Here is a 19,932-nt window from a genome sequence, read left to right as displayed (position 1 = left end):
TATTACATAATTAACTTTGTTACTAGCAAGGTTATTCAACAGGATTTGGGTGGTAACTTCTTACCTATTTCACTATTCGTTTGTGAAATTTCGTTTGTCCTAAGCCATTGGTGGATTAACTCAACCACGACCTGATTCATTTTTTTTCCTTGCATAACGCAGGTAGCATGAAACTGCTTTTTCAAATCATCTGAAATATTGATGTGTATTTCTTTAGTCATTATGGCATTCATGTAAAATGTAATTGATTATCACATGGATAAAACTACAAAAGTAAAAACGGCATTTCCGAAAAAATGCCATGAACGCATATCTTGCACCTACACTTATTCGTGTGGAACTACACAAACCAACCCGTGCTCGTCTGGCTAATAAACTTTATTTTTCGTTTTATTGACAAAAATATATGTTTATTGAAAACATGAAATTACAGTATTAACACGTTAGTTAAAGAGATCGGGACTTTCGCTTCAACGGTATTTTGGGGTTTTCACATTTTGCAACTCCCCCCGTCTCTTTGATAAATTAGGGGATTTTGAATTCCCCCCTTTTTAAGGCTACAGGTGGTATACACAAGTCCGAAATAGCTTATACTATAGCGATTTTCATCCGAATGAGGTACGGCTTCATCCGCGTGCATCTGCGTTCATCTGCGGTTTCATAACTTTATTTGTATATAAGGGAGGTAAATTCGACTTATGCGTACACCGTAGCTTCGATTTTTTGACAGACAGCCATTCACGGGAAAATTCCTCTTCCCCTACTCCCTACTCCCCACTCCCTACTCCCTTTTTCAAGAAAGATATCTTATGATGTCTGATTAATAAAGGTCAGAGGTAGGGGATGCAACTTACACCGCAGGAAAAAGATAAATTGTTGATTTTTACTGCTGCGCTGTTAGCGGAAAGGCGTAAGGGTAGGGGTTTAAAGTTGAATTATCCGGAAGCAGTGGCTTATATTTCTGCTGCTATTTTGGAGGGTGCGAGGGATGGACAAACAGTCGCAGAATTAATGAGTTATGGTACAACTCTGTTATCACGAGATGATGTAATGGAAGGTGTACCAGAAATGATTCATGATGTGCAGGTGGAAGCAACTTTTCCTGATGGGACAAAGTTGGTGACAGTGCATAATCCGATAAGATAGGTATCACGCACTCGACACAAAGGCGCTAAAAAGATGATTCCAGGGGAAACGATCGTAGGAGAAGGGGAAATTGAGTTGAATGCTGGTCGTCCTACTGTACGATCGCGAGTGTCTAATACAGGAGATCGCCCGATACAAGTTGGTTCCCACTTCCACTTTTACGAAGTTAATGCTGCATTAAGTTTTGATAGGGAACAAGCACGGGGAATGCGTCTTGATATTCCCGCAGGAACAGCAGTTCGTTTTGAACCAGGTGATGACAAAGAAGTCTCGTTAGTCCCCTTAGTTGGTAGCCGTCAAGTCTATGGCTTTAACGCCAAAATCAACGGACCACTCAACCCCTAAAAACCCTCTTCCATCAGCGTCCATCAGCGTTCATCTGCGGTTCAATATTTTGAGGACTTAACAATGAGTTACAGAATGGATCGTCGCGCCTATGCAGAAACCTTTGGTCCTACAGTAGGCGATCGCATCCGATTAGCCGACACAGAATTACTAATCGAAGTAGAACGAGATCTAACAACATACGGCGATGAAGTCAAGTTTGGTGGCGGTAAAGTTATCCGTGATGGGATGGGACAATCACCAATTTCTAACGCTGATGGTGCAGTCGATTTAGTGATTACGAATGCTTTGATTCTTGATTGGTGGGGAATTGTCAAGGCAGATATCGGCATTAAAGATGGCAAAATATTCAAAATTGGTAAAGCAGGAAATCCTTATATTCAAGATAATGTAGATATTATTATTGGTCCTGGAACTGAAGCACTGGCTGGGGAAGGTATGATTCTCACGGCTGGTGGAATCGACACCCACATTCATTTTATTTGTCCCCAACAAATTGAAGTTGCGATCGCATCCGGTATTACTACAATGATAGGTGGTGGAACAGGTCCTGCTACAGGTACAAACGCAACGACTTGTACGCCAGGACCTTGGAATATGTATCGAATGCTGCAAGCTGCTGATGCTTTTCCAGTGAACCTGGGGTTTTTGGGTAAAGGGAATACCAGCCAACCCCAAGGATTGGTGGAACAAGTGCAAGCAGGTGCGGTTGGGTTAAAGCTGCATGAAGATTGGGGAACAACTCCTGCTGCGATCGATACTTGTCTTAGTGTTGCTGATGAGTATGATGTGCAGGTTGCGATTCATACTGATACCTTGAACGAAGCAGGATTTGTGGAAAATACCATCGCTGCTTTTAAGAATCGTGTTATCCACACTTATCATACTGAAGGTGCTGGAGGGGGACACGCGCCAGACATCATCAAAGTGTGTGGGGAAGCCAATGTCCTACCATCTTCTACCAATCCCACACGTCCTTACACCGTCAATACTTTGGATGAGCATCTTGATATGTTGATGGTTTGCCATCACCTCGATCCCGCAATTGCTGAGGATGTGGCGTTTGCTGAATCACGGATTCGTCGAGAAACGATTGCTGCTGAGGACATTCTGCACGACTTGGGCGCATTTAGCATGATTTCCTCTGATTCCCAAGCAATGGGACGGGTAGGAGAGGTGATTATTCGTACATGGCAAACAGCCCATAAGATGAAGGTACAACGAGGAGAACTCAATCAGACTGATGGTGTGCAAAAAGCAGATAATTTCCGAGCAAAGAGATATGTTGCCAAGTATACAATTAATCCAGCGATCGCGCACGGGATTGCTCAATATGTGGGGTCGGTAGAAGAGGGGAAACTAGCCGATTTGTGTTTGTGGCGTCCAGCGTTTTTTGGTGTGAAACCAGAGATAGTTGTGAAAGGGGGAGCGATCGCATGGGCGCAAATGGGCGATGCGAATGCTAGTATTCCTACTCCTCAACCAGTGCATATGCGTCCCATGTTTGGTAGTTTTGCAGGTGCGCGTCACGCCACATCCTTCACGTTTGTTTCTCAAGTTGCACTAGACAGGGAGATTAAGAGTCTGTTGAGTTTGAAAAAGCAAGTCGTTGCTGTTTCTGGGACACGCCAGTTGAGTAAGCGAGATATGAAATTAAATGATGCGTTACCAAGTATTGAAGTCGATCCAGAAACCTATGAAGTCAGGGCGGATGGCGAATTGTTGATATGCGAACCAGCAACTGTTTTACCAATGTCGCAACGGTATTTTTTATTTTAAATGAGTTGGAGTCACATTTAGCAAAGAGAGCGGATTCCCCCCAGGCATAGGCATTAGTTCTTCTGAGAAGTTAAGATTAAAGTGCCGTATTCCATGTTCAACCCACGATGACTCCAAAATTAATGATTGAACCTTCATACTGGTTGGGAACAGGAATCAAACTTGAAAAAATTGACAATCTTAACCTTTTTAAGTTTACTGATGAAATGCAAGCTCGTTCAGATGAACTGCTCAAACGGAGCAAATCCGGATTAATCAAGCCAGAAGAACAAGCGGAATTAGATGGTATATCTGAATTGGCGCACATTTTTACTTACGCTAATTCTATTTTAGTAGCTGAATCAAAATGGTTTCCAACTCCATCCGAGAAATTGTCAGAAGAAGACCTCAAAAAGAACCATGTAAGGAATTAATTCAGTGCAGAAGGTTTGTATGACCTTTAAATTAAGTAAGTCGATAACCAATTAAAAGTAGTATCAGTATTACAGTGATAGCTGTGATATACACTTTCAACAAGTAAGAATATTGTTGTATACGTTCTAGTGCTTGAATTAGTCCTAAAGTTCCACCAATAAAGCAGCCTAATATTGACCATGCAACTGCTGGACGCTCAATACTAATTACTTTAAATGCGTGTGCAGTTAGATCGGTAACAATAACAAAGCTTGAACCAACCCAAGCTAGAAGGTTTACAAGCAAATTTATACTTAATCCTATTAATAACCATAAAACAAATAAAACTATTGTAATTAGTATTAATCTGCTTATAAATAATTGAAATTTGTTTCTAGAAAAATAGGGTAGATGGCTGTATGGCATTACATTAGGATTCCATCTATATGTATCTTCAATAATTTCTTCTGAATCATCGTCCAAATTTAACAATACTTTTAGTCTCAATAATAAAGCTTTTTTTAAAGATTGTAAATTATGGCGAAAATTTAACCAAATTAGAAAAAATGTAATAGCAATTATCATTAATCCAAATTTTGCATATGTTAATTGTATATTTGGAATTTCTTCAGTGATTTTGAGAGGATTAATAAATCGCAAAAAAGGAGCTTGCTTGACTTCAATTGGGTAAGATAAAATCCAAAGATTGATTGAATCTACTGATAAACTATTTTCTAAAATCAAGCGTACAAAATACATACAAATTCCTGTTGGGATACAAATTCCACTCGTGAATCCAGCAATAATATGCCAGCTCAGTGGTTTCTTAAAATGAACAGGTACTTGAAATTCCTCTCTATTAATTATTAGGATTATTTCAGCATTATAATTACCAGCTTCTAGTAAAGTTGTATCTACAAGCAGGGATAAATTTATTGATGAATTTTCAAAAAGTTGCGGCATTACTTTGAGTTGCTCCATGTTAGTTGAAGCACTTCCTTTAAGGATAACATTAGAAAATTGACAGGTAATTTTTAAGAAAGTAGTAGTTTCACGCTGTTTGTATGAAATAATTCCTAAATTTATTTTACTTGGTATACTTAGTTGAAGGTGTATAACTGTATAACTAACAAAAATGTGGCATTGCTCGCTAATCCCTTCCAAATCAATAATTATACAACCTCTATAATCTCCAAGTTCAGCATCAAGTGTATCCAATTCAAAAGTGAACGGTTCTAGAGAAGAATCAAATTGTTCAGATACTTTTACTCCAGGAAGATTAGAAACAATGACATCTCCCCATGCAAAACCACGACCCTTATTACCAATTTTTAAAGAATATCTTTTTTGAAATCCAACTGGAACTTCACCAATGTCTATCTCATTTGGGTCAAAAAAAATTTTTGGGTAAGGGTCTATACTTTCATATTCACACAGATACCGCACAAAAATCTCAATGCCTCTCTGTTTTTCACTTTGATAAAAGTCAACAATTTTTTGTACTAAGTTTGCTAAATCTGTTTTTCCGCGTGCGAAAAGCCATCTCTCAAAATAACTGTTAAATAGGTAATCTTCTGCTTCGATAGGATACCGTTCACATAAATTTATTAAATCAAAAATTGATGAGGCTTGTCCATGCTTAAACTTGAATCTATGTGGTTTTATAGCTTCTTCTAACTCTTGATTACGAAATTCTGTACTAGCATTTAAAAACTCTCTATCTTCTGTGTTTAAATTAACATTTTCTGACCATTTCTTTGCTTCCTGTAGTACTTCCCCACGTAATAACTGTGATTTGTCCTGACGGTTCGTGGCTAACCAAGCTGTTATTGCTTTATGATAAAAAGGTGGTCGTATATCTGCAAATGAGTTTTCAACCCAATTCTGGTTAAAAACACTCTTATAAATTTTGTTGTATACATTTAACTTGCCGTGTCGCTTGACAACCAACCCTGACAGCCGTAGCTTCATTTGTTCTTCACTACTGTCAGCTGTAATATGTCCTCCTCGTAGAATTTGTTGATATAACCCAAGTAGCAGGCTTGTAATTTGTTTATCACTAAAAAGGCGATTGCGTATCGTCTTCAAATGCTCTGGTTCATCCTGGGATTCCCAATTTTCAATTACTAGCCTTCTTACTAACCGATCGAGCCATTTAGTTTCTTTACCAAAGGTAACAACATTTTTAGGTGTAGACGACTGGGAGCAAAGAGATCTAAGTACAAGGTCACATAATTTCTGGGTGAGAAATGGTTGTCCTCCCGTCCAAGTTAATATTTGTTTAAGAATTTCTTGAGGATTCTCTACTTTACTCTCTAATCCCTTGGTTAAAGGTTGAATTTCATCCAATTGAAAACCATTTAATTCTATTGCTTGACCAATATTAAACGGTGTACGCTCTTTGTCTTGAATCAAATCAGAAGGAGTTGCGACCCCTAAAAGACAAAATGTGAGGCGTCTGTATTCTGGCTGAGCAGCACGTTGGTTATAACAGTGCCGGAGGCAAGCAAAAAAATCATCAGTGGAAAAATTTAGACTTTTAACACTATCAATTTCATCAATAAAAATTACAATATACTGAGCAATTTGAACAAGCAAAACTTCTTCGATAAATTCACTAAACCGTTGTAAAGGAGAAATAAGGTCGTGTTCGCGCCACCATTCTTTTAAGTTAAACCTTCCTGATATTTGAAAATTATTAACTAAACTACGAATTAAACCTGCATACCATTGATCTGGCGTAAGGTTCTGACTACCAATCTCTGTTAAGTCAATAAGAGCACAGGCTACGCCATTAGCTTCCAACCGTCTCATGGTTTGCATCCCAAGGCTAGACTTACCCATCTGCCGTGAGTTCAGAACATAACAGAAATCTCCTGCCTTCAAAGCTTCATACAATTGATTATCTGCCTGCCGCTTCACATAAGTACGAGAATCATATGGTAAAGTACCTCCTACATGGTACTTGTAAGCTGTTTGTTCTGGATTCATCAGTTAACCCTCAGGCGATCGCGAAAATATTGTCTGTATAAATTGCACAAAGGTTGAACATAATTGCCTGTGTATTTTACTAACCCCTTACTGTGTAACTGAGATGCATACCCTGCTTTTATCCTTACAGGTTTACTAGCGTCAACGACTTCTTTCATTGCAGTCAGCAGTTCTTTATTTTTCTCTAACTTAGATAAATGATGAAGAAGATGATCGCGGTACAAACCTTCTTCGGTAGGGGCAATTGCTAGTAATTGTTCCAGTGTTATCTTACGACATGCTATTGAATATAAAGCTACTCGCACAAGATAAGGATGCCCTCCTACCATCGCCATGAGTTTCTCGATCTGCTCTCTAGTCCAATTTAGTCTATGCCTTTGCGCTAAATCCAGAACTTGTAGCTCATTAAGTTCTGGCAACTCAATAGGTAATCCCACATTGAATGGAGACTGATTGATATCTCTGGGAATATAAGCCGCTTGAGAGTGGACAATTACCAGCCGCATCGTCTGCCAAATTGTGTTATTCTTTGCACGCTCATGCCAAGCGCGAAGCAACGCGAAAAAGTCATCAGCAATTGATTGATGTGCAAAAATTCGATCTACATTATCTAACCCTAGAATTAAAGATTGATCGATTTCTTTTAGAAGATAATCTTCGAAATACTCTGTACAGTTATCTTTGCTGCCAAAAATCTCGTCCCAATAATGCTCCAATTTATTAGCTAGTCTTAACCTTCGTCCCACATTTGCACAAAACCTCTGCAAGAACTTATCTAGGTTCGTGAGTTCATCTCTACCTGCCATTTGCCGAAAGTCAATAGAGACTGTTTGGTAACCTTGAGTTTGTCCATGTTGAAGAATTCGGCTCATTAATGAAGTTTTGCCCATTTGCCAGGGAGCTTTGATTCGGATTAATGCTCCAGGCTTAGCAATCATTTGATAACATTCAGATTCTCTGGGAGGGCGATCTACATAAAAATGCGAATTCAAAGCCACAGGACTGTCATCCGGTGATTCAAGTTCTATCACTGGTAAAAGGTTCACCTGCTTACCTAACTCAAACCATGCTTCATAGAGAACTTTAGTAGGAATCATAAAAGCGGCTTTAGTCTCTAATCGGTTAATTTCTGCAGCCACCGCCATTCCTGCTATGCCTTGTAGGTGTTCATTCCAAATTGGCGCACCACTAAAACCTCGCTCCAATGCATAGCCTTGTTGTTTTACATCTTCCAGTTGTACCCAACCGTTACTGATACCAGCACGTAATTCTCCAGAAGCCCACGCTCCATTATGTTGGGTAAGCGGAAAGCCCAAAACTCGAAAAGGATGCCCCCAAAAGTTTTCAGCAAATACCAATTGCGCGGGTTGTGCTGTGTCTGGTGGAGAAGTTTCTAGCTCTAATCCTGCAATGTCTTCTGCACATTCACTAGGATTTACTGGTCGCCAGAACACGACTTTAGCTTTGAACAACTGCTTTGCCGCTACTATCGGAAAGTCCAAGCTGATTGATTGTTCTGGTTTTTCAACAATTGTTCGTGCAAGAGATAAAGCATCTGCTACTACATGAGCACAAGTCAGGATGTGCTTTTGGGAAACCAAGAAGCCAGCACCCACAACTTTATTATTGTTTGAGTAAATTCTGACTACTGAGAACTCAAGCGGTGCGGTCATCTTTTGACTCCCGTTTCCACTTCAGGATAATTTCATAGTTGACCTCACCACTGCCGGAAGCAATTACTGCCCCTAACCCAGCAACAATCTTGACACCAAACTTGACTTCTACTTCATCTGCAGGCTGTTGTAAACTACGCACTTTAGTGAGAATCACATTTGCTACAGGCTTAATTTTGTCCAAGGCAGACTCGAAAGTTTGATTCGCTTTTTCCACAATTTCATCTCGTAAACCAATGCGATTGTCTATTGCTGCTGGCTCATCAACCTCTACAAGAATTGAGTCACCGTTTTCTAGTGGAAATTCAATTATGCGCTTCACTATAAACCTCTACACAAGAGTTATTAAAGAATTTGGCTGGTACTAACTGTAAACCGTAAATTTACCTCTTTTGTGTCTTTATTTGTTTAGATACTCATTAACCTGGTCTAAGCTTTACTCCCAACAATAATTAACTTGACAAAATTCAATGATTGTGTACTTTTATTTTGAGATGTCTAGTCACATTAGCATGATTATACTACGGTTACTATGTATTCGTACTTGCTAAGCTAGGCGTTGTAAAATATACTATCTATCGGCAATAACTCACCGTATTGCTCAATATATGGGGTGCGCTTTTCAAAGTTACAACTTCTCATTTAAATGCAACAATTGACAATTTCATGACCGAACAACGCACTGATTATGATAATCCTTGGAAAGAAGTTATTGAAAGATTTTTTCCTCGCTTTTTAGAATTCTTTTTCCCTGATGCTTACGCTGTCATTGATTGGACTCGACCTCCTGAATTTTTAGACACAGAACTGCAACAGCTAGAACCAGATGCAGAAATTGGTAAGCGACTTGTAGATAAAGTAGCCAAGGTTTGGTTAGTTGATGGGGAAAAGGCTTGGATATTGATTCATATCGAAGTTCAAGGACAATACGACAGTCAATTTACTCAACGGATGTACATCTATAATTACCGTTTGTTTGACCGCCACAAACAGAAAGTCATCAGTTTAGCGGTTTTGGCTGACGAAGAAATTTCGTGGCGACCTTCAAGTTATGAATACGTCTTAGCAGGATGTCGCGTCAGACTAGAGTTTCCTATCGTAAAACTTCTGGACTATGAGGCGGAATGGCAAACTTTAGAACAAAGCACTAATCCTTTTAGTGTAGTTGTCATGGCGCATTTAAAAACAAAAGCAACGCATCGAAACCCAGAAAATCGGTTACAGTGGAAATTGAACATAGTAAAAAGATTATTTGAACAGGGCTATAGTCGGGAAGATGTTCTAGGTTTATTTCGGTTCATTGATTGGATAATGGTGTTACCAGAAGAGTTGGTACGTAGTTTTAAACAAGAAGTGAGAAGTTACGAGGAGGCTCGAAGAATGCGGTATGTCACAAGTGTTGAACGTTTGGCAAAAGAAGAAGGTATGGTTCAAACGGCAAGAGAGCATATAATGAAAATTCTCCAAACTCGATTTGGAGTAGTACCTGAAGCAATTGTGACAGTTGTTAATGGAATCGAGGAGCTATCTCTACTGGAAAACCTTTTTACAAGCGCTATTACCATTGGTTCTTTAGAACAATTCCAACACCTTCTTAACGAAAGTACCTCTGGAGCTAGTTAGAAATTGAAAATAGTAAGCACTTCATCTGAAAAAACGTAAAATTTCTTAACGAAAGTACATTTTAGAAAAACTATTATGCTCACAAGATACATACAAGCTGCTTTGCGTCAAGCCAAGTATAAGATTTTGTCAGATGACGGCACATTCTATGGAGAAATACCTAACTTTCAAGGCGTTTATGCTAATCAAGATACGCTTGAAGCTACTCGTGAAGAACTAGCTGAAGTTTTAGAAGAATGGATTTTGTTGCGTCTTTCCTGTAATCTACCATTACCTATTGTTGATGGTATTGAATTATCTATCAAGGAAGTTGCATAATGCCTACCTTCGGACCCATTAAGCGTTCTGACTTGATCCGCTATTTAAGGCAACTGGGTTTTGAAGGTCCCTATTCAGGTAGCAGACACCAGTTCATGCGAAAGGAAGACATCACGGTGTGGCTACCAAACCCTCATAAAAGTGACATCGGTAAGGGGCTTTTGGCTGAGATATTACGGCAAGCTAGAATTGATAAGGATGAGTGGGAAGTATTGTGATTTTTGAAGGACAATTTTAAAACAAAGGTATACTGCGAGCAAACAAGAATGTTATTCATTAATAAAAAAATTGTTACAGATGAAGCGATGCATCCAGTTGCAGTGCTTATTGATTATCAAGATTGGCAAAGAATTCAGCAAATATTTAGAGACTTACCAAGAACAACAAAAAGAAGAGTTGAATCTCAATAAGTATGTAGGTGTAATTACACTATCTCAAGAGTCATTGGAGTACCAGCAGCAAATTAGGAATGAGTGGAAGTGTTACCAATCCTCACTCTATTGGATACTAATGTAATACTCGATCGCATTAATTTTGATGGGCTGCCAGATCCCCGACTTCTTTGAGAAGTCGGGGATCTGAAGTTCAAATAACTACTCTACCATTTTCATACTTTCTTTCATAGCTGTAAACCGCTCTCGCCAACTTCCATTTTTTTTTAAATAATTTGCAATTGATTCATCATTAAAAACTTGATTCGCTAATTCTAAAAATTCGTTTCTCTCTTCTTTGGTAAGAGTATCGTTATTATTGAGGCTACCAACCGATAGATAAGGATGACCTCCAGCATCTAAATGTCGTTGTCTTGCAATGTTTCCAAGTTCTACCATTCGGCGGATTTGTTGTTGCTTACTCTTATCGTTAGTTGTTGTCATCACTTTGAACCCACTCTACAGGATAAATTTCTCCATCTTGGGTAATTACTGCTACTGGTAAAACAGGACTGAGAGTAGCAATAAACCATAAACTGCTTTAAGATTACCGCTCTTCTTCTCTTCTTTCTTCGCGTACTTTGCGTCTTTGCGGTTCATTTAAATAGATACTCTTCAAGCAGGAAGGGAGTAATCCTTTTTTAAAACTAGTACTTGACCACATCGATCGCGAAGGGTTGCCAGATCCCCGACAACTTCTGCGAAGTCGGGGATCTAACTACTTAACGGTAAAAATGGAAATAATAACACAAATAACTAGTGTCATATACTAACCTAGTATTACTCCACCTCTCCCGTTTCTCTCTTATATGAACTCCTTATCTTCAAAGCCCGACAAAATTCTTGTTGTGGATGATTCTCCTGATAATGTATTTCTCATCAAAACCATACTAGAAGAAGAAGGCTACACCGTTAGTACAGCAGAAAATGGTATTTCAGCGTTGGCAGAACTGGAAACGTCAACTTGTGACCTAGTACTGTTAGATTTGATGATGCCAGGAATGGATGGTTATGAAGTGACTAAGCATATCCGGGGAAATAAGTCATTGCCTTTTCTTCCCATTCTGCTGATTACCGCCCATGATTCACCTAATGTTGCTCAGGGCTTGGATTTGGGCGCTGATGATTTTATTCGCAAACCCGTGACGGTAGATGAATTACTCGCACGAGTGCGATCGCTTCTCCGCCTCAAACATACTATAGATGAACGGGATGAAATTGATCGCCAACGGCAAGATTTTGTCTCTCGCCTCACTCATGACTTACGCACACCCTTAGTGGCTGCTGATAAGATGCTGATGCTGTTTCAGCAGGGTGCATTGGGAAATCTCTCAGATCAGATGCAAGAAGTTATTGAGATTATGGCTCGCAGTAATGGCAATCTGTTGGCTATGGTCAATACTTTGTTAGAAGTTTACCGTTTTGAAGCGGGTCGCAAAAAAATGGCATTTCAGCCCGTAGATCTTCCCAATCTACTCAGTGAAGTTGTTGGTGAATTAAATCCACTGGCTGTAGATAAAGGACTTGCACTTCATCTAAAGTTGAGTGAAAACACTGGTACAGATAAGGTAATGGCAGATCGTCTGGAACTCCATCGGCTCTTTACCAATCTTGTAGGTAATGCCATTAAGTTTACAGACAATGGGTCAGTCACTCTCCGCCTCACATCAGCAACCGCATCCGATCAATTCATAACTGTTGAAGTGACAGATACGGGTTCGGGGATTTCTCTTGAAGAACAGACAACTTTGTTTGAGCGATTTCGCCAGGGAAGCCATAAGAGTTCTGGAAGCGGATTGGGGTTATACCTTTCTCGGCGAATTGTTGAAGCACATCAAGGCACCATTATCGTTCATTCGGAGGTAGGCAAAGGCAGTGTATTTACTGTAAAACTACCCGTAAAACAGTAGTTGGGGCGATCAAAAAGATGAATACTCAAGTATCAATTGCTGATATCATTGCTCGGCAACGAGAATTTTTTAAAACTGGTAAAACAAAAGACGTTGGTTTTCGACTAGAACAGTTAAAAGTTCTCAAACAAGCTGTCAGTGAAAATCAAGAAGCTATTCTTCAAGCGTTGAAAGCAGATTTGGGCAAACCAGAGTTTGAGGCTTATGGTACAGAGATTGCAACTATTAAAGAAATTACTCGCGCTATCAAACATCTCAAAAATTGGACTAAACCTCAAAAAGCACCTGTTTCACTACAATTCTTTCCGGCTTCAGCAGAAATTTATCCAGAACCATTGGGAGTTGTTTTAATCATCGGTCCTTGGAATTATCCATTTAACTTGGTTGTCTCCCCCTTAATTGGTGCGATCGCAGCAGGTAACTGTACAATTATTAAGCCTTCAGAAATTGCACCTCAGACCTCTTTTGTTATTAATAAAATTATTCAGAAATACTTCGACCCAGCATATATCAATGTGGTCGAAGGAGGCGTGGAAATCAGTCAGCAACTCCTTGCAGAAAAATTCGACCATATATTCTTTACTGGTGGAACATCTGTAGGCAAAATCGTTATGGAAGCAGCTGCAAAAAACTTAACGCCAGTGACTCTAGAATTGGGTGGCAAAAGTCCTTGTCTTGTGGATTCTGACACTAACCTCGAACAAGCAGCTACACGCATTGCTTGGGGTAAGTTTTTGAATTCCGGACAAACTTGTATTGCACCTGATTTTCTTTTAGTTGATAGAAAAATCAAAGAAAATTTGTTAGTAGAAATTCAAAAGCGTCTGAAAGAATTTTATGGAGATAATCCAGCGACCAGCCCCGATTATGCCAGAATTGTCAATCAAAGACATTTTGACAGGTTAGTTAATCTTATCAAAGATGGCGAAATTCGCATTGGAGGAGAAACGAATCGGGAAGAGTGTTATATTGCTCCCACAGTGCTCGATAATGTTTCTCTAACAGATCCAGTCATGCAGGAAGAAATTTTTGGTCCCATTCTTCCTGTTATTGAATATACCAATGTACAAGAAGCAATTGACCTCATTAATGCTCGACCAAAACCCCTGGCTTTGTACTTGTTTTCCAATAATAAAAGCCTGCAACAACAAGTCCTTCAGGAAACTTCATCTGGTGGAGTTTGCATCAACGACACACTATTACACTTTGGCATCTCATCCTTACCATTTGGTGGCGTCGGTGATAGTGGTATAGGTAAGTATCACGGTAAAACGAGTTTTGATACATTTTCCCATTACAAAAGCGTTTTACACAGATCTTTCCTGTTCAACTTTAAATTGCTTTACCCTCCCTATAAGGAGAAATTATCTCTGTTGAAGCGATTTTTTAGTTAAGAAAATTAAAGAATGATGAATTATAAAATTTTCATAATTCATCATTCATCATTTATAAGCTGCTGTAGCGTTCTTCCGCCCAAGGTTCTCCACGGCGATGGTAGCCATTGCGTTCCCAAAAGCCAAGATCCTCTTTTTCTAGGAACTCCAAGCCATTAATCCACTTAGCACTTTTCCAAGCATAGAGGTGAGGCACAACTAATCGCAAAGGACCCCCATGTTCAGCAGGTAACGGTTCGCCAAAGACTTGAAAAGCAAAGAAGTTTTCTTCTCTAACAAAGTCTTCCATTGATATATTGGTGGTGTAGCCGCCGTAGCAGTGTTCCATGACATGGGCTGCTTTGGAATCTACCTCAATAGATTTCATGAAGTCTGTTACCTTAATGCCAGTCCATTTGACATCAAGCTTTGACCAACGGGTAACACAGTGAAAATCGGCTGTGAATTCGGAATGGGGTGACTCCATGAAATCTGACCATTTAAAGGTTTTCGGTGTTGCTAAACCCCAAACCTTAAATTCCCATTCCTCTATATTGATTTGAGGCGTTGCACCATAGGTTAGCACGGGAAATCCCTTTGTTAGGTGCTGCCCGGGTGGAACGCGATCGCCTTCTTGTTGTGTCGGCTTCTGAAAAAACTTTCCTAGCATACTATGTAGAAATATAGCTTTTCTGAAGACACTTTACCTTTTATATAGTTATTGGGAAATCAATCATAGGGCATGGGGCATTGTCAAAAATAATTTGTTTGCTATTTTCTCTTCCCCATGGACATTGCCCATTTCCCAATTCCCAACGTTACTATTCCTCTTCTTCCTCTTCTTCAGCAGTTGGATAGACAAAGGTGGAACGTCCAGTCAGAATTGATTTGCCCAGAGAGATGGCTTTCTGAGCTTGAATTGTAGCTTTGTGTCTCCAGGTAGCTCGACGTTTATCTCGTTTCGATTTGGATGTTTTCTTCTTTGGAACAGCCATGTTTGCGGATACTGCAATTTTTGACAACCTCACTATTGTATGCTAACAAAAGGCTGAAGTGTAAAGTATCCTTTATCCTTATTTTGCTGGTGGTATAGCAGTTCCCCCTCCTGCTTTGGGATCGGCAGTTTGAGGTGCGGGTGCTGGGGGATTTGTCGGTTCTGGGTTAACATCCGGGGTGATGGAAAACTTGCCTCCAAAAAATAGTAGTGATCGCGCTGTTTTAAAGTAAGTTGCCCAAAGCTTTGCATCTGGACGTGTACGCCATTGCGGACGGCTGACTTTCAATTCTAGAACTGGTGCGATCGCTCCATAATTTTGTACGGAAACCATGATCGAAACGTCTGTAACTAAAATATCTTGGTCAAAACTGCGTTGAGCTGCTGCTCTAGCAGCCGTTTCTGCTCTAGTTAAGAGAGTTTCGTAATTTTCCTCAGGAAAGCAGTCAATGGAAAGGTCAACTCTGGCGGTGTAAGCTTGTACAATTTGGGGGGCAAGTGCAACGCTTGCTATCCACAAAGGAACCCCACTACTCAACACAAGCACAGCAGAAGCTATCCGGATTTTCTTGCCAATGACTAGCATAGATGGAATGAGTGCTTTGAATGGACTGGTTTGAAAAAGAATAATCCTTGATGACTGAAAAACATTGCTCCTCTTCATAACTCTATGGCTCCTCAGGTGATAACCTTAATGTGAATTTACAAAAATAAGTATCAATAATGAAAATTTTATACTTCATAATTGAAGATTTTGGCTTCAGTACAATTATCAGTAATCAGTGACTGGTCACTGGTCACTGGTCACTGTTAAATAGCAAACAATAACTAAACTCAGAGCGCGATGGCAAACAACTGGGCGATCGCCATAGGCATCAATCAATATCATTTCTACCAACCCTTGGGTTATGCTCAAGCAGATGCTGAGGCTGTCAAAGATTTTTTAGTGACACATGGCGGTTTTCTACCCCAACAGTGTCTGTTGATGACGGATACTTCGCCACCTTTTAGAGATAGGTCAACAATTCCTACTAAGGAAAACATTCTGCTGTTGGTTGAAGATTTGGTAGCAACTGACTTTCAACCTCAAGACCGAGTGTGGTTTTTCTTTAGCGGTTATGGCACCAACGCTAAAGGACAGGATTACTTAATGGCGATGGATGGAAACCCCAATCACATTGAGGAGACCGGCATAGACTTACGCTCTATTATGCAAAGCTTGCAATTTGCTGCACTTAATGCGTTTATCCTGCTTGATATTAACCGTGCTACTGGCTCTCAAGCAGATGCTTTTGTTGGTCAAGAATCGGTGGAATTAGCAAAAGAATTACAAATTCCTACTATTCTTTCTTGCCAACTAGAAGAATTTTCTTATGAAAGTAGCGAATTAAGTCATGGATTCTTTACAGCAACGCTTTTAGAAGCTTTGCGTTTCGGTCATGGCAGCAGTTTGACGAATTTAGAAAACTACCTCAGTGTTCGCACACCAGAATTGTGTCAGCATCACTGGCGTCCTACACAAAATCCGATTGTTGTCTCTACCTTAGAAGGGCAAATTATCTTGCCCCAATTTGATGATAAAAGGGACAAAAAAAGCGCATCTGCTGTTGCTCGATCCGAGTTTACACCACTTGTACTAGTCGCTCCCTCTCTTGGGGAGGAAGTGAAGAGTAGAGGATCTGGGGCGCTGAAAACTAGGGGAGCAGAGGAGCAGGGGAGCGGGGAAGAAAATTCTACTTTGTCCTCTACGTCCCTCGCTCCCTCACTCCCCCCCTCCCTCACTCCCTCCCTCCCTCACCCCACTTCTGCCAAAAAAGCAACAAGCTCTTTTCTGCCAAAACTTCTGTTTGGCAGTGTGGTGACGATGCTACTTTTATGCATCATCGCAGTTGTTGTTCTCCACGAACGGGTGGGATTGAGATTAGGTAAGCTTTTGCCTGTGTCTTCAAAAACTGATACTAATGGGGATCGCGATGCTGTTGGGGTTTCACCAAAAGCCCCTACTGTTGCAGTTACAGCATCGACGCCATCAGATCTTCAAGTTAGTCCTCAACCAACTCTCCAACCAACTTCTAGTTCGGATGAGTCTCAAAAGCGAATTATTGCCCTGGCGGACTTGGAAAAGATGTCGCTGACTCCAGATCAAGCCAGCAATTTACGCTTGGCGATTATCAAGGCTCGTGAAATTCCACCAAGCGATCCCCTTTACCAACAAGCTCAAGCCGATATTGAGGTTTGGAGCCGGATAATTCTGGAGTTAGCGGAAAATCGTGCTAAGGAGAAGCGTTATTCAGATGCGATCGCTGCAGCGCAATTAATTACAAAAGAGGAATCAATATTCTCTAAAGCACAATTCCAGATGAGGCAGTGGCGGCTCATGGCAAAGCAGTATATGAGTAACACAACTCTCGTCGATGCTGCTAGCGGCTTAGTTCAGCCCGGACAGGCTTCTACATACAATCGTGCTATCGAGGTTGCTAAGAAGGTGCCACAAGGTCAACCAGGCTTTGACGTTGCTAAGAAATCTATTGACACTTGGAGCGAAAAAATTTTCGAGCTTGCTCAAAGGCGTGCTACCCGAAGAGAGTTTAAGTCAGCTATTGACACTGCCGTGCTAGTACCAGAAGGGACAGCCGCCTATAAAGAGGCTCAGGAAGCCATTAAAAAGTGGTCAAAAACTAATTAGTGCTAATTGTTAGTGGTTAGTGGTTAGTTGTTAATTGTCAGTCTTCTAGAGCCATTAGCCATTAGCAATATTGCGTTACATCTTCACCGCATTCGTCGGCTAAATAACATAATGCGCGAAAACGCAAGCTTACCACTTCATCATACAAAGGGTTGAGCTTGCACAATGGCGGAATGTGAAATAGGGTTTTCCCAAATAGCTTGATGTCTCGCTCAAACGGGCATTGAGATGGGATCGATTTGCACAAGCGATGCGCTAGTTCGCGATTTTGTACTTGAAAATTGTCTAACCACTGCCGTAAAGGCTTGAGAATATCAAAGTGAGGTTTGGGAGAAGGACCTCGCAGCCCGACTGCTTTAGCCTCATTCTCTGGGGCTGGATTTAGCGATACCCAGCTTGCAAAAAAAATCCTTTTTGGGGTATTATGGTATACCTTCATTCTGCACTCCTCTATTTGATTGAGGGTCTTTAACCGCCTGCTGAAAATCTACAACATTGCGATGACTCATCCCGGAAAAATCTTGTCCCGACTGAGATACAATCTGACAATTTGTACAACCTGATGATTGAGTAGCTTTTGGCATCAGAGCCTGCTTTATATTAAGTCAAGTTAACAACAATTTCCTTTAGATCGGAAGTGTGGTACTAGCATCTTGTTTATAACTTGACACAACGATTAAATTCTAATGAAGTCATCTGCCTTTGGGTAGAGCTAAATCAAAAATTTACATAAATTTATGTTTCATTCCTTTCCCAGACTTTTTTTAAGTAAAAATACTGGAAAATAGCGCTCGGAAGTTGATTATTAGCTTCTAGCCAAACTACGTAGATTTTACATTGTTTTTAGCTTGTAAATCTTACAGCCTTATTGAAGAAAAAATATGAATATGTAAAGAAAAATAAAGTTTTACTAAAAAAAGTAAACAGCGCTCGCAAACTGCGTACATCAGAAAGTATGTCATTGGTCATTGGTCATTTGTCCCTAACCCCTATTTAATGTTGTGCTTTTGCTTCAATTTGCAATTTATGGTGTCTTAGGACTGACTTACTTGGGGTTGGCATTTGGTTTTTTCCCTGGTTTACGTATGAACCGCGCCACAATTGCCTTGGTGGGTTCGGCATTTCTAATTGCTCTGGGTGTTCTTAAGTTACAAGAAGCTTGGGATGCTATTGATGCCAAAACAATTGTGTTTCTGCTTAGCATGATGGTTGTTAATGCCAATTTATCTTTTGCTGGCTTTTTTCCGCGATCCCTGTCAGTATTGCTTAGTTTTACTCGCAGTCCATTTGGCTTAATAACTGTCTTAACTTTTGGCAGTGGTATCCTTTCTGCTTTTTTTCTCAATGACACTTTGGCCCTGGTTTTTACGCCACTCACCTTGAGCCTCACAAGGAGCTTAAATTTAAATCCGATCCCTTATTTACTTGCAGTCGCTGGGGCTACTAATATTGGTTCTGTCGCGACCTTGAGTGGAAATCCCCAAAATATTCTCATTGGTTCTTTCTCAGGTATAAGCTATTTAAATTTTGCAAGGGAATTGACTCCCATTGCTTTAATAGGTTTGGTAATTCAGGTAGGGTTGCTGTGGCTACTATACCCAGATGTGCGATCGCGTCAACCCTGCAGGCAATTGCCTATTGGTCAAGAACGTATTTATAAACCTTTGTATCAAAAAACTTTAATTATCGCTACCGGATTGCTGATTGCTTTTGCGATGGGGTTACCTCTCGCCGAGTCTGCCCTTGTTGCTGCTAGTTTATTACTAATCACTCGACGAATTAAACCACAGCGCATCCTCAAACAAGTGGATTGGAATCTGCTAGTTATGTTTTCTGGGCTTTTTATCCTTTCTAAGGTGACCCAAAAGTTGAATTTGCTTGAGCCGTTCACTCATGCAGTGCATTCACCGGCTGGTCTAGTGAGCGTGACGGCTATATTATCCAACCTGATTTCTAATGTTCCAGCTGTGCTGCTTCTCCAACCTTTAATTCCTAAAGACAGTTCCCAGTCTTGGCTGTTGCTTGCGGCGGGATCGACTTTGGCTGGAAATCTCACTTTGTTTGGATCGGTAGCTAATTTAATTGTTGTGGAAGCTGCTGCTGAGTTGGGTTACAAGCTGACTTTTTTGGAGCATTTGCGCTTTGGGTTGCCTCTGACTGTCTTAACTTTACTTCTAACTTTTTTATTGATTGGTTAGGCTCACTGATTACAGCAGTTTTCACCTAAAAATCCCTCTTTCCCACTCCCTATTTTCAAGGCTGAGCCGGGG

The 19,932-nt window shown here is 40.3% G+C and carries 22 protein-coding genes; 12 read left to right on the top strand and 10 right to left on the bottom strand.

The genetic code is table 11. The features are described from left to right. Positions 1-35: 35 nt before the first annotated feature. Positions 36-221, bottom strand: coding sequence for a plasmid partition protein ParG (locus tag WA1_RS31065; RefSeq protein WP_272819263.1), 186 nt, complete (start codon positions 219-221; stop codon positions 36-38). A 622-nt stretch (positions 222-843) separates the two neighbouring features. On the opposite strand from WA1_RS31065, the gene ureA reads away from it, so the two are divergent. From ureA to WA1_RS31045, 4 genes are all read left to right on the top strand, one after another. Next, positions 844-1,146: an urease subunit gamma gene (ureA, locus tag WA1_RS31060; protein WP_017740410.1), complete on the top strand. Its 303-nt coding sequence runs from the start codon at positions 844-846 to the stop codon at positions 1,144-1,146. 33 nt (positions 1,147-1,179) lie between these two features. Continuing rightward, on the top strand, positions 1,180-1,491 hold the full coding sequence (locus tag WA1_RS31055; RefSeq protein WP_017740411.1) for an urease subunit beta: 312 nt from the start codon (positions 1,180-1,182) through the stop codon (positions 1,489-1,491). A 75-nt stretch (positions 1,492-1,566) separates the two neighbouring features. After that, a complete protein-coding gene (ureC, locus tag WA1_RS31050) occupies positions 1,567-3,270 on the top strand; it encodes an urease subunit alpha (protein ID WP_017740412.1) in 1,704 nt (567 codons plus the stop codon). A 107-nt stretch (positions 3,271-3,377) separates the two neighbouring features. Then, positions 3,378-3,683: a hypothetical protein gene (locus WA1_RS31045; protein WP_033334573.1), complete on the top strand. Its 306-nt coding sequence runs from the start codon at positions 3,378-3,380 to the stop codon at positions 3,681-3,683. A 31-nt stretch (positions 3,684-3,714) separates the two neighbouring features. Here the strand turns inward: WA1_RS31045 and WA1_RS31040 are convergent, their stop codons facing one another. From WA1_RS31040 to WA1_RS31030, 3 genes are read right to left on the bottom strand one after another with little or no spacing between them, the layout of a single operon-like run. Continuing rightward, entirely contained in the window at positions 3,715-6,654 is a 2,940-nt protein-coding gene (locus WA1_RS31040; RefSeq protein ID WP_017740414.1) for an AAA-like domain-containing protein, read from the bottom strand. Next, entirely contained in the window at positions 6,654-8,327 is a 1,674-nt protein-coding gene (locus tag WA1_RS31035; protein WP_017740415.1) for an AAA-like domain-containing protein, read from the bottom strand. The genes WA1_RS31040 and WA1_RS31035 overlap by 1 nt, the downstream gene beginning before the upstream one ends. Then, the gene (locus WA1_RS31030) at positions 8,311-8,649 is read right to left on the bottom strand and encodes a CU044_2847 family protein (protein ID WP_017740416.1); all 339 of its coding nucleotides are present in this window, start codon (positions 8,647-8,649) and stop codon (positions 8,311-8,313) included. The genes WA1_RS31035 and WA1_RS31030 overlap by 17 nt, the downstream gene beginning before the upstream one ends. 344 nt (positions 8,650-8,993) lie before the next feature. On the opposite strand from WA1_RS31030, the gene WA1_RS31025 reads away from it, so the two are divergent. From WA1_RS31025 to WA1_RS31010, 4 genes are all read left to right on the top strand, one after another. Further along, positions 8,994-9,950, top strand: coding sequence for an RpnC/YadD family protein (locus WA1_RS31025; protein ID WP_017740417.1), 957 nt, complete (start codon positions 8,994-8,996; stop codon positions 9,948-9,950). Between the two features lie 75 nt (positions 9,951-10,025). Beyond that, positions 10,026-10,268, top strand: coding sequence for a type II toxin-antitoxin system HicB family antitoxin (locus tag WA1_RS31020; RefSeq protein ID WP_017740418.1), 243 nt, complete (start codon positions 10,026-10,028; stop codon positions 10,266-10,268). Further along, positions 10,268-10,486, top strand: a complete 219-nt coding sequence (locus WA1_RS31015) for a type II toxin-antitoxin system HicA family toxin (protein ID WP_017740419.1) — start codon at positions 10,268-10,270, stop codon at positions 10,484-10,486. Before WA1_RS31020 ends, WA1_RS31015 begins: the two co-directional genes overlap by 1 nt. Before the next feature lie 79 nt (positions 10,487-10,565). Continuing rightward, a complete protein-coding gene (locus WA1_RS31010; protein WP_272819262.1) occupies positions 10,566-10,784 on the top strand; it encodes a hypothetical protein in 219 nt (72 codons plus the stop codon). A 77-nt stretch (positions 10,785-10,861) separates the two neighbouring features. Here WA1_RS31010 and WA1_RS31005 read toward each other — a convergent pair whose 3' ends face one another. Further along, a complete protein-coding gene (locus WA1_RS31005; protein WP_017740420.1) occupies positions 10,862-11,143 on the bottom strand; it encodes a hypothetical protein in 282 nt (93 codons plus the stop codon). 365 nt (positions 11,144-11,508) lie between these two features. Here WA1_RS31005 and WA1_RS31000 point away from each other — a divergent pair, with 365 nt between their 5' ends. Continuing rightward, positions 11,509-12,609: a sensor histidine kinase gene (locus WA1_RS31000; RefSeq protein WP_017740422.1), complete on the top strand. Its 1,101-nt coding sequence runs from the start codon at positions 11,509-11,511 to the stop codon at positions 12,607-12,609. A gap of 17 nt (positions 12,610-12,626) precedes the next feature. Further along, positions 12,627-14,003, top strand: coding sequence for an aldehyde dehydrogenase (locus tag WA1_RS30995; protein WP_017740423.1), 1,377 nt, complete (start codon positions 12,627-12,629; stop codon positions 14,001-14,003). 52 nt (positions 14,004-14,055) lie between these two features. Here the strand turns inward: WA1_RS30995 and WA1_RS30990 are convergent, their stop codons facing one another. From WA1_RS30990 to WA1_RS30980, 3 genes are all read right to left on the bottom strand, one after another. Beyond that, positions 14,056-14,652 (bottom strand): sulfite oxidase-like oxidoreductase, encoded by a 597-nt coding sequence (locus WA1_RS30990; RefSeq protein ID WP_017740424.1) that lies wholly within the window; start codon positions 14,650-14,652, stop codon positions 14,056-14,058. Positions 14,653-14,803: 151 nt separating this feature from the next. After that, the gene (rpmF, locus tag WA1_RS30985) at positions 14,804-14,977 is read right to left on the bottom strand and encodes a 50S ribosomal protein L32 (RefSeq protein WP_017740425.1); all 174 of its coding nucleotides are present in this window, start codon (positions 14,975-14,977) and stop codon (positions 14,804-14,806) included. A gap of 78 nt (positions 14,978-15,055) precedes the next feature. Beyond that, positions 15,056-15,562, bottom strand: coding sequence for a hypothetical protein (locus WA1_RS30980; protein ID WP_051076997.1), 507 nt, complete (start codon positions 15,560-15,562; stop codon positions 15,056-15,058). 258 nt (positions 15,563-15,820) lie between these two features. On the opposite strand from WA1_RS30980, the gene WA1_RS30975 reads away from it, so the two are divergent. Continuing rightward, positions 15,821-17,662 (top strand): caspase family protein, encoded by a 1,842-nt coding sequence (locus WA1_RS30975; RefSeq protein WP_066613066.1) that lies wholly within the window; start codon positions 15,821-15,823, stop codon positions 17,660-17,662. Between the two features lie 61 nt (positions 17,663-17,723). Here the strand turns inward: WA1_RS30975 and WA1_RS30970 are convergent, their stop codons facing one another. Both WA1_RS30970 and WA1_RS57410 read right to left on the bottom strand, forming a co-directional pair. Then, positions 17,724-18,101 carry a Mo-dependent nitrogenase C-terminal domain-containing protein gene (locus WA1_RS30970; protein ID WP_017740427.1) on the bottom strand — a complete coding sequence of 126 codons (378 nt, stop codon included), beginning with the start codon at positions 18,099-18,101 and terminating at the stop codon, positions 17,724-17,726. Further along, positions 18,085-18,246 carry a hypothetical protein gene (locus WA1_RS57410; RefSeq protein ID WP_017740428.1) on the bottom strand — a complete coding sequence of 54 codons (162 nt, stop codon included), beginning with the start codon at positions 18,244-18,246 and terminating at the stop codon, positions 18,085-18,087. The genes WA1_RS30970 and WA1_RS57410 overlap by 17 nt, the downstream gene beginning before the upstream one ends. A 417-nt stretch (positions 18,247-18,663) precedes the next feature. On the opposite strand from WA1_RS57410, the gene WA1_RS30965 reads away from it, so the two are divergent. Then, positions 18,664-19,860 (top strand): anion transporter, encoded by a 1,197-nt coding sequence (locus tag WA1_RS30965; protein ID WP_017740429.1) that lies wholly within the window; start codon positions 18,664-18,666, stop codon positions 19,858-19,860. Positions 19,861-19,932: the final 72 nt, after the last annotated feature.

Source organism: Scytonema hofmannii PCC 7110 (genome assembly GCF_000346485.2).
Classification (GTDB): domain Bacteria; phylum Cyanobacteriota; class Cyanobacteriia; order Cyanobacteriales; family Nostocaceae; genus Scytonema; species Scytonema hofmannii.
Note: the sequence above shows the minus strand (reverse complement) of the source record. Positions and strands in the feature narration are given on the sequence as shown.

What these genes read in the sequence shown, in the direction of transcription:
- WA1_RS30980 (WP_051076997.1), bottom strand. Translation starts at nt 15,562, where the DNA reads ATGCTAGTCATTGGCAAGAAAATCCGGATAGCTTCTGCTGTGCTTGTG.
- WA1_RS31010 (WP_272819262.1), top strand. Translation starts at nt 10,566, where the DNA reads ATGAAGCGATGCATCCAGTTGCAGTGCTTATTGATTATCAAGATTGGC.
- WA1_RS31015 (WP_017740419.1), top strand. Translation starts at nt 10,268, where the DNA reads ATGCCTACCTTCGGACCCATTAAGCGTTCTGACTTGATCCGCTATTTA.
- WA1_RS31020 (WP_017740418.1), top strand. Translation starts at nt 10,026, where the DNA reads ATGCTCACAAGATACATACAAGCTGCTTTGCGTCAAGCCAAGTATAAG.
- WA1_RS30990 (WP_017740424.1), bottom strand. Translation starts at nt 14,652, where the DNA reads ATGCTAGGAAAGTTTTTTCAGAAGCCGACACAACAAGAAGGCGATCGC.
- ureC (WP_017740412.1), top strand. Translation starts at nt 1,567, where the DNA reads ATGGATCGTCGCGCCTATGCAGAAACCTTTGGTCCTACAGTAGGCGAT.
- WA1_RS30970 (WP_017740427.1), bottom strand. Translation starts at nt 18,101, where the DNA reads ATGAAGGTATACCATAATACCCCAAAAAGGATTTTTTTTGCAAGCTGG.
- WA1_RS30995 (WP_017740423.1), top strand. Translation starts at nt 12,627, where the DNA reads ATGAATACTCAAGTATCAATTGCTGATATCATTGCTCGGCAACGAGAA.
- WA1_RS31065 (WP_272819263.1), bottom strand. Translation starts at nt 221, where the DNA reads ATGACTAAAGAAATACACATCAATATTTCAGATGATTTGAAAAAGCAG.
- WA1_RS31000 (WP_017740422.1), top strand. Translation starts at nt 11,509, where the DNA reads ATGAACTCCTTATCTTCAAAGCCCGACAAAATTCTTGTTGTGGATGAT.
- ureA (WP_017740410.1), top strand. Translation starts at nt 844, where the DNA reads ATGCAACTTACACCGCAGGAAAAAGATAAATTGTTGATTTTTACTGCT.
- rpmF (WP_017740425.1), bottom strand. Translation starts at nt 14,977, where the DNA reads ATGGCTGTTCCAAAGAAGAAAACATCCAAATCGAAACGAGATAAACGT.
- WA1_RS31055 (WP_017740411.1), top strand. Translation starts at nt 1,180, where the DNA reads ATGATTCCAGGGGAAACGATCGTAGGAGAAGGGGAAATTGAGTTGAAT.
- WA1_RS31035 (WP_017740415.1), bottom strand. Translation starts at nt 8,327, where the DNA reads ATGACCGCACCGCTTGAGTTCTCAGTAGTCAGAATTTACTCAAACAAT.
- WA1_RS31005 (WP_017740420.1), bottom strand. Translation starts at nt 11,143, where the DNA reads ATGACAACAACTAACGATAAGAGTAAGCAACAACAAATCCGCCGAATG.
- WA1_RS57410 (WP_017740428.1), bottom strand. Translation starts at nt 18,246, where the DNA reads ATGCCAAAAGCTACTCAATCATCAGGTTGTACAAATTGTCAGATTGTA.
- WA1_RS31040 (WP_017740414.1), bottom strand. Translation starts at nt 6,654, where the DNA reads ATGAATCCAGAACAAACAGCTTACAAGTACCATGTAGGAGGTACTTTA.
- WA1_RS31025 (WP_017740417.1), top strand. Translation starts at nt 8,994, where the DNA reads ATGACCGAACAACGCACTGATTATGATAATCCTTGGAAAGAAGTTATT.
- WA1_RS30975 (WP_066613066.1), top strand. Translation starts at nt 15,821, where the DNA reads ATGGCAAACAACTGGGCGATCGCCATAGGCATCAATCAATATCATTTC.
- WA1_RS31045 (WP_033334573.1), top strand. Translation starts at nt 3,378, where the DNA reads ATGACTCCAAAATTAATGATTGAACCTTCATACTGGTTGGGAACAGGA.